This window comes from Thalassolituus sp. UBA675 (genome assembly GCF_002297765.1).
Classification (GTDB): Bacteria; Pseudomonadota; Gammaproteobacteria; order Pseudomonadales; family Oceanobacteraceae; genus Thalassolituus.
In genome coordinates, this window is sequence record NZ_DBNJ01000026.1 from 103,182 (window position 1) to 117,938 (window position 14,757).

The 14,757-nt window shown below is 52.4% G+C and carries 16 protein-coding genes; 8 read left to right on the forward strand and 8 right to left on the reverse strand.

Annotated elements, in window-relative coordinates; translation table 11 throughout:
• Nucleotides 1-8: 8 nt before the first annotated feature.
• The gene (mnmC, locus tag B3007_RS11175; protein ID WP_301377521.1) at nt 9-2,000 is read right to left on the reverse strand and encodes a bifunctional tRNA (5-methylaminomethyl-2-thiouridine)(34)-methyltransferase MnmD/FAD-dependent 5-carboxymethylaminomethyl-2-thiouridine(34) oxidoreductase MnmC; all 1,992 of its coding nucleotides are present in this window, start codon (nt 1,998-2,000) and stop codon (nt 9-11) included.
• Nucleotides 2,001-2,070: 70 nt separating this feature from the next.
• Between mnmC and B3007_RS11180 the strand changes: the two genes are divergently transcribed.
• On the forward strand, nt 2,071-2,952 hold the full coding sequence (locus B3007_RS11180; RefSeq protein ID WP_301377519.1) for an AEC family transporter: 882 nt from the start codon (nt 2,071-2,073) through the stop codon (nt 2,950-2,952).
• A gap of 45 nt (nt 2,953-2,997) precedes the next feature.
• Here B3007_RS11180 and B3007_RS11185 read toward each other — a convergent pair whose 3' ends face one another.
• Genes B3007_RS11185 through B3007_RS11195 form a run of 3 tightly spaced genes read right to left on the reverse strand, consistent with a single transcriptional unit; the run spans nt 2,998 to nt 4,626 of the window.
• Nucleotides 2,998-3,579, reverse strand: coding sequence for a peptidylprolyl isomerase (locus B3007_RS11185; RefSeq protein WP_414716225.1), 582 nt, complete (start codon nt 3,577-3,579; stop codon nt 2,998-3,000).
• 32 nt (nt 3,580-3,611) lie between these two features.
• Nucleotides 3,612-4,274 carry a TIGR04211 family SH3 domain-containing protein gene (locus tag B3007_RS11190; protein WP_068436203.1) on the reverse strand — a complete coding sequence of 221 codons (663 nt, stop codon included), beginning with the start codon at nt 4,272-4,274 and terminating at the stop codon, nt 3,612-3,614.
• 52 nt (nt 4,275-4,326) lie between these two features.
• Nucleotides 4,327-4,626, reverse strand: coding sequence for a YciI family protein (locus tag B3007_RS11195; protein ID WP_301377517.1), 300 nt, complete (start codon nt 4,624-4,626; stop codon nt 4,327-4,329).
• A gap of 77 nt (nt 4,627-4,703) precedes the next feature.
• On the opposite strand from B3007_RS11195, the gene B3007_RS11200 reads away from it, so the two are divergent.
• The 7 genes from B3007_RS11200 to rluB all read left to right on the forward strand — a co-directional run bounded on the left by B3007_RS11200 (nt 4,704) and on the right by rluB (nt 11,265).
• Nucleotides 4,704-5,627: a PHP domain-containing protein gene (locus B3007_RS11200; protein ID WP_301377515.1), complete on the forward strand. Its 924-nt coding sequence runs from the start codon at nt 4,704-4,706 to the stop codon at nt 5,625-5,627.
• 38 nt (nt 5,628-5,665) lie between these two features.
• Complete coding sequence (locus B3007_RS11205) at nt 5,666-6,289, forward strand: L-threonylcarbamoyladenylate synthase (RefSeq protein ID WP_068439569.1); 624 nt, start codon at nt 5,666-5,668, stop codon at nt 6,287-6,289.
• A 100-nt stretch (nt 6,290-6,389) separates the two neighbouring features.
• Nucleotides 6,390-7,406 carry a tryptophan--tRNA ligase gene (locus tag B3007_RS11210; protein WP_068439571.1) on the forward strand — a complete coding sequence of 339 codons (1,017 nt, stop codon included), beginning with the start codon at nt 6,390-6,392 and terminating at the stop codon, nt 7,404-7,406.
• 91 nt (nt 7,407-7,497) lie between these two features.
• Nucleotides 7,498-8,715 carry a tryptophan--tRNA ligase gene (locus tag B3007_RS11215; RefSeq protein ID WP_301377513.1) on the forward strand — a complete coding sequence of 406 codons (1,218 nt, stop codon included), beginning with the start codon at nt 7,498-7,500 and terminating at the stop codon, nt 8,713-8,715.
• A 7-nt stretch (nt 8,716-8,722) separates the two neighbouring features.
• Entirely contained in the window at nt 8,723-9,565 is an 843-nt protein-coding gene (locus B3007_RS11220; protein ID WP_301377510.1) for a segregation and condensation protein A, read from the forward strand.
• Nucleotides 9,546-10,439 carry an SMC-Scp complex subunit ScpB gene (gene scpB, locus B3007_RS11225; RefSeq protein ID WP_076516014.1) on the forward strand — a complete coding sequence of 298 codons (894 nt, stop codon included), beginning with the start codon at nt 9,546-9,548 and terminating at the stop codon, nt 10,437-10,439. Before B3007_RS11220 ends, scpB begins: the two co-directional genes overlap by 20 nt.
• Nucleotides 10,432-11,265 (forward strand): 23S rRNA pseudouridine(2605) synthase RluB, encoded by an 834-nt coding sequence (gene rluB / locus B3007_RS11230; protein ID WP_068439579.1) that lies wholly within the window; start codon nt 10,432-10,434, stop codon nt 11,263-11,265. The genes scpB and rluB overlap by 8 nt, the downstream gene beginning before the upstream one ends.
• A 66-nt stretch (nt 11,266-11,331) precedes the next feature.
• On the opposite strand, the gene B3007_RS11235 is transcribed toward rluB, so the two are convergent.
• The 4 genes from B3007_RS11235 to ubiG form a co-directional block, all read right to left on the reverse strand.
• Nucleotides 11,332-12,294: a GGDEF domain-containing protein gene (locus tag B3007_RS11235; RefSeq protein WP_301391574.1), complete on the reverse strand. Its 963-nt coding sequence runs from the start codon at nt 12,292-12,294 to the stop codon at nt 11,332-11,334.
• Nucleotides 12,295-12,509: 215 nt separating this feature from the next.
• Complete coding sequence (locus B3007_RS11240) at nt 12,510-13,253, reverse strand: YciK family oxidoreductase (protein ID WP_301377506.1); 744 nt, start codon at nt 13,251-13,253, stop codon at nt 12,510-12,512.
• Between the two features lie 68 nt (nt 13,254-13,321).
• Nucleotides 13,322-13,978 carry an HAD family hydrolase gene (locus B3007_RS11245; RefSeq protein WP_301377504.1) on the reverse strand — a complete coding sequence of 219 codons (657 nt, stop codon included), beginning with the start codon at nt 13,976-13,978 and terminating at the stop codon, nt 13,322-13,324.
• Nucleotides 13,975-14,694, reverse strand: a complete 720-nt coding sequence (ubiG, locus tag B3007_RS11250) for a bifunctional 2-polyprenyl-6-hydroxyphenol methylase/3-demethylubiquinol 3-O-methyltransferase UbiG (protein ID WP_076516020.1) — start codon at nt 14,692-14,694, stop codon at nt 13,975-13,977. Before ubiG ends, B3007_RS11245 begins: the two co-directional genes overlap by 4 nt.
• Between the last annotated feature and the right edge of the window lie 63 nt (nt 14,695-14,757).

Below are 14,757 nucleotides of genomic sequence, written 5' to 3' on the forward strand. Positions count from 1 at the left end.
ATCGGCTTTTATAATTTATTGCGGATTAAATCCCGCAATAAAAACCGGTTTGGTGCCAAAGCATCGATCACGGTTTGACTGGTACTGACGGCATCACCAGCCATCTGTTCGGCGATCAGTTCTGCGCATAAAGAAGAGGACGCCAGTCCTCGCGAGCCGTGGCCAATATTCAACCAGACTCCGCTCATCCAGGGCATAGGCTCACGAGGGATGCGCTTCGCGTTTTTGGTCATCGGGCGAAAGCGCTTTACGAATTCATCTTTAACAACCAGTGGTCCCGCCATCGGCAGGTAGTCCGGTGTTGTACAGCGAAAGCCCACACGGCCACCAATAATTTCAGCGGAGTTCGCAGCAGTTTCCCATTCAGCACCAAAATCACAGAGATGGCTCAGGTTGGTTTGATGATCCGAGTCCCGAAGCTCTGCTTCTTCATCTTTTAAGTTATAGGTAGCACCGAGTACGAGGCGCCCGTTGAGTGGCGGTGCCATGTAGCTGCGCGCGCAGAGTACGGTATCTGCCGTTGGTAATGCATCAGCATTAAGATAAGTAAGCTGCCCACGAATTTTTTTGGTTGGCAGGTAGCTATGCTCACCAGCAAGTTCATTCGCTTGGTGGGCTGTTGCTATTACGATAGCAGAGGCATCAAGATCACCAGAGTCTGTAGTGATGGTCAGTGCATTCTGCTTGCCAGTGATATTCGTTATTGTCGTGGCGATAAACTGAATATTGGTATGATTTACGAGGGCCTTGCAAAAATCAGCCGGAGACACCCAGCCGGCCGCTGGGAAGATCAGCCCTTTCTTTTCGCTATCAGACGCTACGAATTCAGCGGGTGGTTTATGCCGCTCTATGAAGCGTTGCTGACGCACTTCTTCTTTAGCGCTGTAGGCGAGTTGGAGTACGCCACAGGCATCCCAGGTTTTATTGTTCTCTGCTGGAGCTCCCAGCATACGCTCCACTTCTTTGAGAGCGAGCAGGTAGGCCTGGCGATAAAAATCAGAATGGGTTGCCTGATCGTCTGCGGCCAGCTTTATGTAAAGTCCGCCTTGTGGATTCCCTGAGGCCCCATTGGCGATACCTTCAGGGTCGCACAGCGTGACCCGGAAACCACGCTCTGCCAGTGCTCGCGCTGTGGTGCAGCCAGCGAGACCAGCACCTGCAACGACGACTTTGCTGGCGTCTTTAAGTGGTGTTGGAAACAGCTGCCATGGTAAATGGTTATGCAACCGACTTTGCTCTGGGCCTGTGGTTGCCGCATACCTGCCTGCGAGCATTTCTCGCTTGCGGCCGAAACCCGGTACTTTCGCGATGTTAAAACCGGCGCCTTTTAAACCCCGCCTGACCACGCCTGCTGCGGTAAAGGTCGCCACCGTTGGTACTCGATTTGAGCGAGGGTTTCTGCTAATACGTCGAATCTCAGAAAACAGTGCGTCAGACCACATCGCAGGGTTTTTCGCTGGGGCAAAGCCATCAAGAAACCAGGCGTCAACCGGGCCATTCAGTTGGGGGAGGGCAGCATGAACATCATCAAAAATCAGCGTCAAGGAAACTCGCTCATCCGGCCATTTGAGAGTATGGAATCCTTTTAATGCCGGAGGGTAAGCTTCAATAAGCTTTTCTGATAATTCACTAAGCTCCGGCCATAGGGCCAGTGCTTTCTGCAGTTGTTCACGGCTTAACGGGAATTTTTCGATGCTGGTAAAGTGCAGCCAGTTATTCTTGCCACGAGTGGATAGGAATGCCTGCCAGGTAGCAAGAAAATTGAGCCCAGTGCCAAAGCCGGTCTCAATAATGCGGAAGGGCGCCTGGTGCGACTGCCAGCGCTGCGGGAGGCCATTCTGTTTCAGAAAAACGTAGCGGGTTTCCTCTAAGCCGTTCTCAACTGAAAAGTATGGGTCGTCGAAGTCATCAGCCACGGGGAGCCCTTGCTCGTTCCAGGTGAGGTCTGGATGCCTCAGGACCGTATCGGTATCACCCGTGGTTGTTTCTTTGATGCTCAAATTTCTCACCCGTCCGGTTTCTCGGTGCGTATTGTAATAAAGCTGACGAAGGAGCGGTATACTCCCGGTCATGATGATTGAAATAGCAACCGTACTCTTTCCTGTCGTGCTCTGTGCTTTGCTGGGCGCAATATGGGCACATACCCGCACTGGCTACGACAGTGATTTTGTTTCCCGTCTGGTGCTGAATATAGGCGCGCCTTGCCTGATGTTATCGGTATTGGGCCAAGTCGATATTGACCCTCAGGTCTTCGGTCAGACAGCTCTGGCATGCGTACTGGTAACGGTCTTGATGACACTCCCGGGCATCATAGTCCCGCGTATGTTGGGGGACAGTGTCCGTACGTATTTGCCGTCATTTCTTTTTCCTAACGTTGGAAATATGGGGCTTCCTGTTTGTATGCTGGCATTTGGCGAGCAGGGGCTGGCTCTGGCACTGGCGTTTTTTATGATGTTGTCTGTCGCGCATTTCCCCGTAGGTATTCTGCTTGCAGGAGGAAAAGACGCCGGAGGACTAAGTAGTGTTGCGCGCATGCCTATTATGTATGCAATTCTGCTTTCTGTGATTCTTGTTATCAGCGGCGCGCGTTTGCCTGAATTTCTGAATAACGCGGTGGCCCTGATCGGCGGTATGACCATTCCCCTTATGTTGATTACCCTTGGTGTATCGCTCTATGGCCTGCAGGTGAGCGGGTGGGGGAAGGCATTTTTATACAGCCTGATACGGATACTCGGCGGTCTCGCAGCCGGGTTGGTTGTGTGCTGGTTTATGGAGCTCGAGGGCGTCGCTCGGGGCGTGGTGCTCATCCAGAGTTCGATGCCTGTGGCGGTATTCAATTACCTTTTTGCCGTCCGCTATAACAAAGAACCCGGCGCAGTGGCCGGGTTAGTGGTCGTGTCGACCTTTCTGTCGTTCGCATTCCTGCCGGTTCTTCTGGCAGTGTTACTTTGACAGACACGCGGCTGACGACTGTGTGTCGATCATCCGCTTAGGGCTTCAGTTTTCAATCAGAGGGGCGGGGGCTTCTTCGCTCTCTTTTGCAACGACGACAGCGCTGTTGATAATAATATCTTCTGCTGGCTGATCGCGGCGGCCGACGCGTGTTTCCGCAATCTTATTGACCACATCCATACCTTTAACAACTTCGCCGAATACTGCATAGCCGTAATCACGTACGCCATGGTCCAGGAAGGTATTGTCTTTTACGTTAATGAAGAACTGGCTGGTGGCACTGTCTACGCTTGCAGTACGAGCCATTGCAACCGAACCGCGCTTATTTTTAAGACCATTTTTAGCTTCGTTTTTTATCGCCGCACGGGTTGGTTTACGGTTCATTGAGGCATCGAAACCACCACCCTGGATCATGAAATTTTTAATTACACGGTGGAAGATGGTGCCATCGTAATGACCTTCTTCAACATAGGTAACGAAGTTTTCAACAGAAATTGGTGCTTTCTCTTTATCGAGTGCCAGCTCAATATAACCTTCGCTGGTGTTCAGACCGACGTAGACGGTCTCTTCCGCACTCGCGCTGAAGACAGGAATTGCCAGGAGTGCCAGCATTAAAAACTTACGCATGAAATTTTCCTTATTTATTAAATGTATCTGTTTTATGCCCAGCCGCTGTTACTACGACGACCGCGGAGACCCGGTAGAATAAGGCCACCGATAATACCTACGACAACCAGACCACCGCCGTAGATCAGATAAGAGAGACTTCTGTCGCCACGAAGTTCCTGATTTTCCGCTGACAGTGTACTCACCTGAAGTTCCAGCTCCTGTGTTTTTCGGGTCAGCTTTCGTGCTTTTTCGTCAAGCGCGACGGCATTCTCTGAAATAGTACGGATGCGTTCGAGTTCGCGCTCTAACTCAGTGCTGGAGCGACTGGCATCTGCGCGTTCAGACTTGGCCGTTTCGAGTTCTTGCGTAAGTTCTTCTACCTGGTTCCGGGCGGTTGTGAGTTCAGCTTTGATATTATCGAGTTCACGATTTGCCAGAATCAGATTTTCTTTGGCTACGGGTTCGTTAACCAGGTATTGAGTACGTACGTAACCTTCCACGCCTTTCGTTGTTTTCACGTGTGTGAAGTCACCTTCTTCGCCAAGGTAGATAAGGTGCTCGCCACTCTGAACGACTTTCAGAATCCGATACTCATTAGATGGGCCAGAGCGTAGCTGGATATACAGTTTGTCGGTTACATAACGCTTTTCGACAGCTTGTGCTGCCTGGCTGGCAAGCATGAGTCCGAGTAGCAGGCTGATCATGTACTTCATTGAGTCCTCCGTCACTGATCTTGTTGGTCTTCTTGGCTTCAGTGGGTACTGTTTAAGGTAATACTTTTTTGAACGGTTTGACGACGACGTTTGCGTACACGCCCGCTGCAACGTATGGGTCGGCATCTGCCCATGCCTGTGCTGCTTCAAGTGATTCAAACTCAGCGACGACCAGGCTGCCGGTGAAGCCTGCTTCACCTGGGTCTTCACTATCAATGGCAGGGTGTGGACCCGCAATCAGGAGCCGACCTTCGTTTTTCAGCGCTTCAAGTCGTTCAAGGTGGGCGGGGCGGGCTTCTTTCCGCAGTGGCAAGCTGTTTTCGATGTCCTGACTGATAATGGCGTACCACATATTACGGTTTCCTCGTTGTATCACTTATTCTGTTGTTCGGAAGGTATGGACAGGTTTTCTCGCTCACAAGAGAAAATATGGCTCAAAATCGCTTATTCGCTATGTGGCGGCTGTGCATTTACAATGGTCGGCATTATGTCGTAAGCCACCCAGAGCGTCCAATCGTGAACTCCGTGATAGACCTTCACTGCCATACTACTGCTTCCGATGGCAGCCTGAGCCCAGCCGAGCTGGTGGAGCGGGCGTCAGAACGTGGCATTCAAACGTTGGCCATCACAGACCATGACACTCTCGAAGGGTTCCGTCAGGGACGTGATATGGCCGAAAAAAAGAATCTGCGTCTGATACCGGGGATCGAGCTGTCCTGCGTGTGGGGCGGTGCGACGATACATATCGTGGGCCTGAACATGGATGTAGACTCTGCGGCAATGAAGGAAGCCGAGGCGTTTCAGTTGAATGCGCGCAATGAGCGTTGTGAGTTAATTGCCCAGCGAGTCGGCAAAAAGCTGAAGCAGGATATCTGTATGGACTCAGTGCGGGAGTATGCAGGCAGTGATATTGTGGGACGTCCCCATTTTGCCCGCTACCTGGTCGATCAGGGTTGGGTGCCTTCGATGCAGGCGGCTTTCACTAAATACCTGGGTTCGGGCAAAGTCGGTGATGTGAAAACCAGCTGGCCTGAACTTGAGCAGGTGGTGCGATGGATCGTTGATGCTGGCGGCGTGGCTGTTATGGCGCACGCGCATCTGTATAAGATGACGCGAACTAAGCTCCGTGCCTGCATGTCTGATTTTATTGAGGCAGGGGGCTCCGCCGTCGAAGTCGCTTATGGACAGATGGACAACAATCAACGCGGTCAGATGACGACCCTGGCAAAAGATATGGGCCTGATGGGCTCATGTGGTAGTGATTTCCATGGGCCGAACCGTTTTGGGCTTGATCTGGGCGTTATGCCAGCGTTCCCTAAAGATGTCACGCCAGTATGGTCTTTGTGGCAATAAGCAAAGAGCCATCTAATTGAACTATTGAAGGATTTATTTTGAGCCAGTTTTTTCAGATCCACCCAGAAAACCCTCAGGCACGTCTTGTTAAGCAGGCGGCGGACATAATCCGTGAGGGCGGGCTGGCAGTTATTCCGACAGACTGCGCTTATGCGCTGGCCTGTCGCCTGGGCGATAAAGCCGCGACGGAGCGTGTTACGCGGCTACGCCAGTTAGGATCTAAGCATAACTTCACTCTGTTGTGTCGTGATCTCTCTGAATTGTCGACCTTCGCAAAGGTTGATAATACCGAATACCGGCTGCTCAAATCGCACACGCCAGGGGCATTTACCTTTATCCTTCCAGCAACCCGTGATGTGCCTCGCCTGTTGATGCATCCTAAAAAGCGGACGATTGGTATCCGTGTTCCTGATAACGCGATCGCGATGGCGCTGCTTGAAGAAATCGGCGAACCTCTGATGACGAGTTCGCTGATCATGCCCGGAGATGAACTACCTCTTTCTGACCCGTATGACATCCGCGCCACGCTGGAGCATCAGCTGGATGTGGTCATTGATGGTGGTTTCTGCGGTTTTGAAGCGACGACCGTCGTCGATATGACCGGAGACGTTCCTGAGATCGCACGTCAGGGCGTGGGCGATGCCAGCGCCTTTGCCGAGTAAATTAAGTAAGTAACCCGCAGGTTACCGGCCCTGTGACTCACCGGTTAAAACCGCTATCATTGCGCCCTTTACGATTGAACGGATGTAACGGGTTCTTCCAATGAGCAAACAGCGTGTTTTAACCGGTATCACGACCACCGGGACTCCCCACCTGGGTAATTATGTCGGTGCTATTCGTCCGGCGATTGAAGCCAGCCGCGATACCAATAATGAGTCCTTCTACTTCCTTGCTGATTTCCATGCGCTGATCAAGTGCCAGGACCCTGCAGCTGTCCATCAGTCGACTAAAGAGATTGCCGCCACCTGGCTGGCTCTCGGACTCGACACAGATAACGCCGTATTCTATCGCCAGTCTGACATCCCAGAGATTCCGGAACTGACCTGGGTGCTTAACTGCGTGTGCGCGAAAGGGCTTATGAACCGTGCTCACGCTTATAAAGCTGCTGTTGATGCCAATGTTGAAGAAGGTGAGGACGCGGATAAGGCCATTACCATGGGGCTGTTCAGTTACCCTGTTCTGATGGCGGCGGACATCCTGATGTTCGGTTCAAACAAGGTGCCTGTCGGTAAAGATCAGATTCAGCACGTTGAAATGGCCCGTGATATGGCGCAGCGCTTCAACCATATCTACTGCAAGAAAGAGCCATTGCTCACTTTGCCGGATTATCAGGTAGACGAAGACAGTGCCATTCTGCAGGGGTTGGATGGTCGTAAGATGAGTAAAAGTTACGGCAATACCATTCCTCTTTTTCTGCCAGAGAAGAAGCTGCAGAAGCATATCAATAAGATTAAAACCAACTTGCTTGAGCCGGGTGAGCCAAAAGATCCGGATACATCAGCCGTGTTCCAGATCTGGAAAGCGTTTGCGACGCAGGAGCAGACCGCTGAAATGCGTCGTGCTTTCGAAGAAGGTATTGGTTGGGGCGATGCCAAGAAGAAACTCTTTGCTCTGATCAATGAAGAAATCGCCGAGGCCCGCGAGCGCTATGAAGACCTTCTTGCGCGTCCAGCCGACATTGAGGCTGAGCTTCAAAAGGGAGCTGAGAAAGCGCGTGCCGTCAGCAAGCCTATGCTGGCGCAGGTACGTGAAGCCATCGGCATTTCCGGTCTCAAGTAATTTTGAGCGGTAGCGGTGGTTACCAGAGCGTGACATCGCTGCCGAGTCAGCGTAAAAACGAATACATACGAAGCAAAGAGAGGAAGCAGGCTTGAGTACAGTGGATCCGCAGAGGCGGGTGGTTTCCGGAATGCGCCCGACTGGCCCGGTACACCTGGGGCACTATCATGGTGTTCTGAAAAACTGGGTTAAGTTGCAACACGAGTACGATTGCTTTTTCTTTGTTGCCGACTGGCACGCCCTTACTACCGGTTACGCCTCCCCGGAAGACATCGCTTCAAGCACCTGGGAAATGGTGGTTGATTGGTTAGCCGCCGGCGTGAATCCTGGTGCTAGCCATATGTTTATTCAGAGTCGTGTGCCAGAGCAGGCGGAGTTGCACCTTCTTCTGTCTATGATCACGCCTCTCGCCTGGCTAGAAAGGGCGCCAGCCTATAAAGAGTTCATTGAATCTAACCGGGAGCAGGATAAGGCCAGTTACGGCGTTCTGGGTTATCCATTACTGCAAAGTGCCGATGTGCTTGCGTATCGTGCTGGACTGGTGCCGGTGGGTGCGGACCAGACGCCTCATGTCGAACTGGCCCGCGAAATCGCCCGTCGGTTTAATCATCTTTACGGCTCAGAAGAAGATTTTGCTGCCAATGCAGAGGCGGCAATCAGGAAACTGGGCAAGAAGACCGGAAAGCTTTATACCGAGCTGCGTCTTGCACACACACGCCACGGCGATACAGACGCTTTGGCAACGGCTCAGGCGTTGATTCGTGAGCAGAATAAGCTGACGCTGTCAGATAAAGAGCGACTGCTCGGGTATCTTGAAGGAGACAGTGTCGCCATCCTTCCGGAACCTCAGCATGTGCTGGCAGAACAGGCGGCGAAAATGCCGGGGCTGGACGGACGTAAGATGTCCAACACCCACGATAATATTATTCCGCTGAGAGCGGAGCCGGAAACGGTTGAGAAGGCACTCCGTAATATGCCGACAGACCCTAACCGGGTGCGGCTCGCAGACCCTGGTACGCCAGAGGCCTGTGCTGTATGGCAGTTCCATAAGGTTTACACCGAAGGGGCTGAACTCATCGAAGTGCACGATAAGTGCAGCAGTGCTGGCTGGGGCTGTATTGAATGTAAACAATGCGTTGCTGACAAGATCATTGCTCAACAAGCACCGATCAGACAACGGGGCCGGGACTTCGAAGAGAACATTGACCTGGTGCACAGCATCATCGCTGAAGGTACAGAGCGTGCTCGGGATGCTGCCCGGGCAACGTTAGAAGAAGTACGTGATGCGATGGGCTTAGCCTATCGCTGAGATCACTATGGAAGAAAACAGATCAGAGAAAACCAGTAAAGCCCGTCAGAGCGAAATGCCGTTTGCACTCGTGCAGGGGCAGCCAATGACGCAACTGCCACTCGATCTGTATATTCCGCCAGACGCTCTGGAAATTATCCTCGAACAGTTTGAAGGGCCGCTCGACCTGCTGCTCTATCTGATCCGTAAACAGAATCTCGATATCCTTGAAGTGCATGTCGCGGATATTGTTGAGCAGTACATGCAATACATCAGTATGATGCAGGCCCTCCAGCTCGAACTTGCCGCCGAATACATGGTAATGGCGGCCATGTTGGCCGAAATTAAGAGCCGGATGTTACTGCCGAGGCAAAAAGTCGAGGGAGAGGATGGCGAGGAAGAAGACCCGAGAGCTGAACTGATTCGCCGCCTACAGGAATATGAGCGTTTCCGTACTGCAGCGGAGCAGATTGATGAGCTGCCCCGGCTTGAGCGCGATATCTTTGTCGCTGATGTTGATGCTCCGGACAGAATTCAGGAGCGTATTCACCCAGAGGTCGATATGCGCGAAATCATGCTGGCTATGGCAGCGGTTATGCGTCGGGCAGAGCGCTTTGAACATCATGAGATTGAGCGCGAACAACTCTCAACCCGCGAGCGAATGGCTGATATTCTCGAAAAACTGAAAGGCGGACATTTTGTTCCTTTCAGTCAGCTGTTTGCGCCGGAGGAGGGTAAGCTGGGCGTTGTGGTCAGTTTTCTGGCGATACTGGAGCTGATCAAAGAGCGCTTACTCGACCTTGTGCAGCATGAAGTGCTCGGCGTGATACATGTAAAGTTGAGGGGTACGGATGAGCACGCCACCGCTTAAGAATATACTGGAAGCCGCCATGATGGCCGCAGGCGCGCCATTGTCTGTTGAGCGGATGAAAACCCTGTTTGCGGAAGGTATGGAGCCGACGTCGTCTGAGCTTCTTGATGCGATAGTTGAACTGCGCAAAGACCTTCTCGGACGTGGAATTGAGGTGTCAGAGGTGGCTTCTGGCTTCCGTTTGCAGGTCCGTACAGAGACAGCACCGTTTGTTGCCCGTCTCTGGGAAGAGAAACCTCAGCGTTATTCTCGGGCTTTGCTTGAGACACTGGCCCTGATCGCGTACCGTCAGCCGGTTACTCGTGGGGACATTGAAGATGTCCGTGGTGTCGTGGTCAGCAGTTCTACGATCCGCACACTGCTGGAGCGGGACTGGGTTCGTGTTGTCGGGCATCGTGATGTGCCGGGCCGCCCGGCCATGTATGCGACTACGAAAGAGTTTTTAGACTATTTTGGCCTTCAGTCGCTGGAGGATCTGCCATCTTTAATGGAGATTCGCGAACTGGAAGACACCAGTCGCCGGCTTGAGCTGGGCGATGATGCCGAAGCACGCCGGCCAACGCCTGACCGGTATGACTTTACCAGTGATGAAGAACGAGAAGAACGCGGCGCCGAAGTACTCAGTCAGACTGAGGATGACCTGGCGGCGGCCTCGGCACTGGTCGATAAAGTAGAAGATAACGTATTCGAACCGGTAGAAGGCAAACCCGGTAAAGGAGAGCCGCGCAAGGTCCGCGATCTCGGGCAGATCTTGCAGCGACTCGAAGAACAGCATTCTTCCGCGGAGGAGACCACGGAAGAGAATGACGAAACACAACGCAGTGACGAACATGATGATGTCACTGCTCAGGAAAAAGAATCTGACAATGAATGAGCGTATTCAGAAATTACTGTCGCTGACAGGTGTCGCCTCCCGTCGTGAAGCTGAACGCTGGATAGCAGACGGTCGTGTAACGGTGAATGGTGAGCGGGCCAAGCTCGGAGACCGAGCGGGGCGCAACGATGATATCCGCGTTGATGGCCGTGCGGTATCTGTTGAAGAAGCAGGGGTTAATACCCGTGTGATCGCCTACAACAAACCCGTTGGTGAAGTCTGTACCCGTGATGACCCTGAAGGTCGACCGACCGTTTTTGATCATCTGCCGAAAACAAAGAATGAGCGCTGGATCAATGTCGGCCGCCTGGACATCAATACCAGCGGTCTGTTGCTTTTTACTACCGACGGAGAGCTTGCGAATAAGCTGATGCACCCTTCGAGTGGTGTCGACCGCGAATACGCCGTACGAGTACGTGGTGACGTTGATCAGGATATGATCAATCGCCTGAAAGAGGGCGTGTTGCTCGAAGACGGCATGGCCAGCTTTACCGACGTTCGTTATTTTGATGGCGAAGGTCAGAATAAGTGGTATCACGTTGTTCTTATGGAAGGCCGTAACCGGGAAGTGCGTCGACTCTGGGAAAGCCAGGAAATTACGGTCAGCCGCCTGAAGCGTGTTCGTTATGGTTGTATCTTTATGCCAGCGAATGTCCCGGTCGGTACTTGGGTCGAGCTTGGGCAAAAAGAAGTGAACGATCTGTATGATCTGGTGGATCTGCGTCGTCGTACAGTGAAGAAGTTTGTTGGTAAAGAGAAAGAGCAGTATCTGCGCCAGATGCGTCGTCAGAAAGTTCGCCAGACTGCGAGTCGCAGGAAGCGCTAATCGTACCTCAGGTCTGCGCCAGCCAGAAAAAAGCCGTGCAATGCACGGCTTTTTTAATCGGCTTATTCAGTGCCCATTAGCCTCCTGGCCTGGCTCCTCACTGACATCGCCCTGTTGGGTGTACTCGATATCAAGATCACTGATAACCCGGTTACGACCGCTGTTCTTGGCAACATACAGCGCTGTATCGGCACGCGATACGAGCTCTTCTGTATCATCGCTTGGCTGCAGTGTTGCACAACCAATACTGGCGGTGACTTGCAACTTGTCCTTTTTACCTGCAAAGGACAGCTGGCCAATGCCCATGCGAACGCGCTCGGCAATGCGTAAAGCGCCTGATTGATCTGCATTGCTGAGCATGATCAGAAACTCTTCACCGCCATAGCGAAAACACATGTCGGTCTGGCGAATGCAGCCGGTCATGGCTTTAACGGCTTCTTTCAGTACTTTATCACCCATGCTGTGGCCAAACTCGTCGTTCACTTGCTTGAAGTGATCAAGGTCGAGCATCAGCACTGAGAGAGGTTGGTCGTGACGTTTGGACAGTTCGACTTCGCGACTCAATGTTTTATCGAGCGCTACCCGGTTGCCTGCACCAGTGAGAGGGTCCCGGAAGGCGGCAGCCAATGCTTCGTGGTATCGAAGCGCATTGCGCAATGGATAGACCAGTGTAGTCATTAAGCCTTCGATATTAGCGAGTTCATGTTCTCGGAAGCGAGTAGAGCGATGGAACGTCATATCACCCATGTAATCCTGTTGTGTCTGAAGTCGGTAGTTGGCGGTGTGCAGGCTGTTGCGCCCAACCGCTAATGTCGTATTGGTGGGCTCATGATGAAACGTCAGGCCGTCGACCAGAACCGCTTGCTGAATTTCTTCGAGAAAGATCTCGAGTAACTGACCTAATTCGAGCGTGGTCTGCAACTTACCAGACAGGCGTAACAGCACCTCAGGGCGGATATCCGGCCGGGGTGCCAGATCCCCGAAAGGTGTAATGACCTTGTCGTCTCGCAGTTCCGCTCTGCCATTCATTGGGCTGACCATGAGCTACCTCATACATTGGTGATATCAATGTGAGGGAATAAGCGATTTCTGTGCCATAGTTTTAAAATCTTAAAAGTTGTTTTAAAACAATAGGTTATGAGGTTTTTGGGAGCAGGATGAAATTTAACGCCAGTTCATTGACGAAAAAAGCGGCAAAGCTGAGCCAAATTGATGACTAAGTCTGCCGCCCGGAATGATGTCATTTATTTTGGCTGAGCATCCAGGCTCTGTCCGTGCGTTCCTATTGAAGCTGGGCTCATCAGGTGCAGGTAGAGATCCATGATTTCTGAGGCTGGTTTGACCGTCGCAGGGTTCTCAGCAGGATACGCTGCCGCCCGCATGCCGGTGCGCGTGGCGCCCGGATTGATGCAGTTGACGCGAATATTACTGGTATTCTCAAGCTCTTGTGCAGCGACCTGCATCAGGCCTTCTGTTGCAAACTTGGAGACGGAATACGCACCCCAATAGGCTCTGCCTTCACGCCCTACGCTGCTGGTGGTGTAGATCAGCGACGCGTCTGCGGGGGCTTCCCGGAGAAGAGGAATCAGGTGCTTAGTCAACAGGAACTGGCCGTTGACGTTGATGTTCATTACTTTCTGCCAGGTGTCCCAATGATAATTGTCGAGCATGGTGCGTTGCCCGAGAACAGATGCATTGAGTAACGCGCCGTCGAGATGCCCGAAGTGCGAGCCAATAAGCTGAGCCAGCTCGATAAAGAGGCTCTCGTCCTCTGATGCAAGGTCGAAGGGCAGTACGGCAGCCTGAGGCAGGCCTTCGGCCTCTATCAGGTCGTAGGTGTCATTCAGAGCCTCTTCCGTACGACCGAGCAACAGAACCGTCGCGCCAGCTCTGGCGTATGTCAGGGCGGCTTCGCGTCCGATACCGTAACCACCGCCTGTCACTAATATGACGCGATTCTTCAATGTTTGCTCTTTATCTGCGGTCATTTTCTGATTTCCGTTTGATTCTTTGATAACTCGTAAGGGTTCTGGGCGGCAAGAGTGGCAACTGCCGGTCAGGCTTTGCCGCTCAGAAGGGCCGTAATTTCATATGGGTCGTTGACGTAATGGTCGGCTTGCCATGCTTGAGGATCTTCTGATTCTTCTATATAGCCAAATAGAGCGGCGATGCTGGTCATGCCCGCTGCTCTGGCGGCTTCGATATCGCGGATATGATCGCCAACATACCAGCAGGAAGATGGCTGAACCTCCATCATAGATGCACACAGCAACAAGCTGTCCGGGGCTGGCTTGGTTCTATGAACATCTTCAGGGCACACGACGAACTTACAGGCCAGTGGCATCCTCTCCAGAAGCAGGTCGGTGTAGAGCCGTGGTTTATTCGTGACGATACCCCAAGGAACAGAACCTTGTTCCAGTTTATTGAGTAGCTCAGAGAAGCCTTTAAACAGCTGTGCTTTGTCGCCTACGGTGTTCTCGTAGCGATCCAGCAAGCGTTGACGGTAGTTCTGAATATCCGGGTGGCTCCGGTCTATCTCCCAGGTAAGGCAGGCCAGTGCAACTCCACCATTGCTTACCTGCTCGCGGATCTTGGAATCAGCGAGCGCGGGCAGGCCTTCTTCCTCACGTAGAGAGTTCACGACACTGAAGAAATCTAAGGCCGTATCGACGAGGGTACCGTCAAGATCAAACAGAACAGCTTCGAGTGTCATGCGTCTTCCCGGCGGGTCGCAACGAGATAGTTCACGTCCACGTCCTGATCCTTGAGGCTGTATTCCTGCGTCAGCGGGTTATAGATCATGCCTGTCATATCAAGCACCGAGAGATCTGCCGCACGGCACCAACGCGTCAGTTCGCTGGGTTTGATGAATTTATCGTAATCGTGCGTTCCAGCAGGAAGCATGCGCATGATGTACTCAGCGCCAATAATGGCCATTGCGTAGGCTTTCGGATTTCGATTAATAGTCGAGAAGAACACCATGCCTCCTGGTTTTACCAGTTTGTAGCAGGCCTGAATAATCGATGCTGGATCAGGCACGTGCTCAAGCATTTCAAGGCAGGTAACTATGTCGAACGAGGCGGGCATTTCTTCGGCGAGTTGCTCAACGGGTATTTGTTGATACTTCACACTGACTCCACTCTCAAGCGCATGCAGCTTAGCGATATTCAGAGGCGCTTCACCCATATCTATTCCGGTTACGTCTGCGCCGCGTTGCGCCATGGCTTCACTGAGGATGCCGCCGCCACAGCCGACATCCAGTACCTTTTTACCTGCGAGAGACGCGTGACGGTCAATGTAGTTGGTGCGCAGCGGGTTGATGTCGTGCAGTGGTTTGAATTCACTTTCACGATCCCACCAACGGGAGGCGAGGGCTTCAAACTTAGCAACTTCTGCACGATCTACATTCAGTTTTTTTAGTTCAGTCATAATATGTCCGCTGTTCTGTTACGCGTTAAGACCCGGTTCTGATATGCCCTTCGGTGGCATGTC

Coding starts and splice junctions, on each gene's coding strand:
- B3007_RS11200 (WP_301377515.1), top strand. CDS start 4,704: ATGGCTCAAAATCGCTTATTCGCTATGTGGCGGCTGTGCATTTACAAT.
- B3007_RS11235 (WP_301391574.1), bottom strand. CDS start 12,294: ATGAATGGCAGAGCGGAACTGCGAGACGACAAGGTCATTACACCTTTC.
- B3007_RS11190 (WP_068436203.1), bottom strand. CDS start 4,274: ATGAAGTACATGATCAGCCTGCTACTCGGACTCATGCTTGCCAGCCAG.
- B3007_RS11180 (WP_301377519.1), top strand. CDS start 2,071: ATGATGATTGAAATAGCAACCGTACTCTTTCCTGTCGTGCTCTGTGCT.
- B3007_RS11245 (WP_301377504.1), bottom strand. CDS start 13,978: ATGACACTCGAAGCTGTTCTGTTTGATCTTGACGGTACCCTCGTCGAT.
- rluB (WP_068439579.1), top strand. CDS start 10,432: ATGAATGAGCGTATTCAGAAATTACTGTCGCTGACAGGTGTCGCCTCC.
- ubiG (WP_076516020.1), bottom strand. CDS start 14,694: ATGACTGAACTAAAAAAACTGAATGTAGATCGTGCAGAAGTTGCTAAG.
- B3007_RS11210 (WP_068439571.1), top strand. CDS start 6,390: ATGAGCAAACAGCGTGTTTTAACCGGTATCACGACCACCGGGACTCCC.
- scpB (WP_076516014.1), top strand. CDS start 9,546: ATGAGCACGCCACCGCTTAAGAATATACTGGAAGCCGCCATGATGGCC.
- B3007_RS11220 (WP_301377510.1), top strand. CDS start 8,723: ATGGAAGAAAACAGATCAGAGAAAACCAGTAAAGCCCGTCAGAGCGAA.
- B3007_RS11195 (WP_301377517.1), bottom strand. CDS start 4,626: ATGTGGTACGCCATTATCAGTCAGGACATCGAAAACAGCTTGCCACTG.
- B3007_RS11240 (WP_301377506.1), bottom strand. CDS start 13,253: ATGACCGCAGATAAAGAGCAAACATTGAAGAATCGCGTCATATTAGTG.
- B3007_RS11185 (WP_414716225.1), bottom strand. CDS start 3,579: ATGCGTAAGTTTTTAATGCTGGCACTCCTGGCAATTCCTGTCTTCAGC.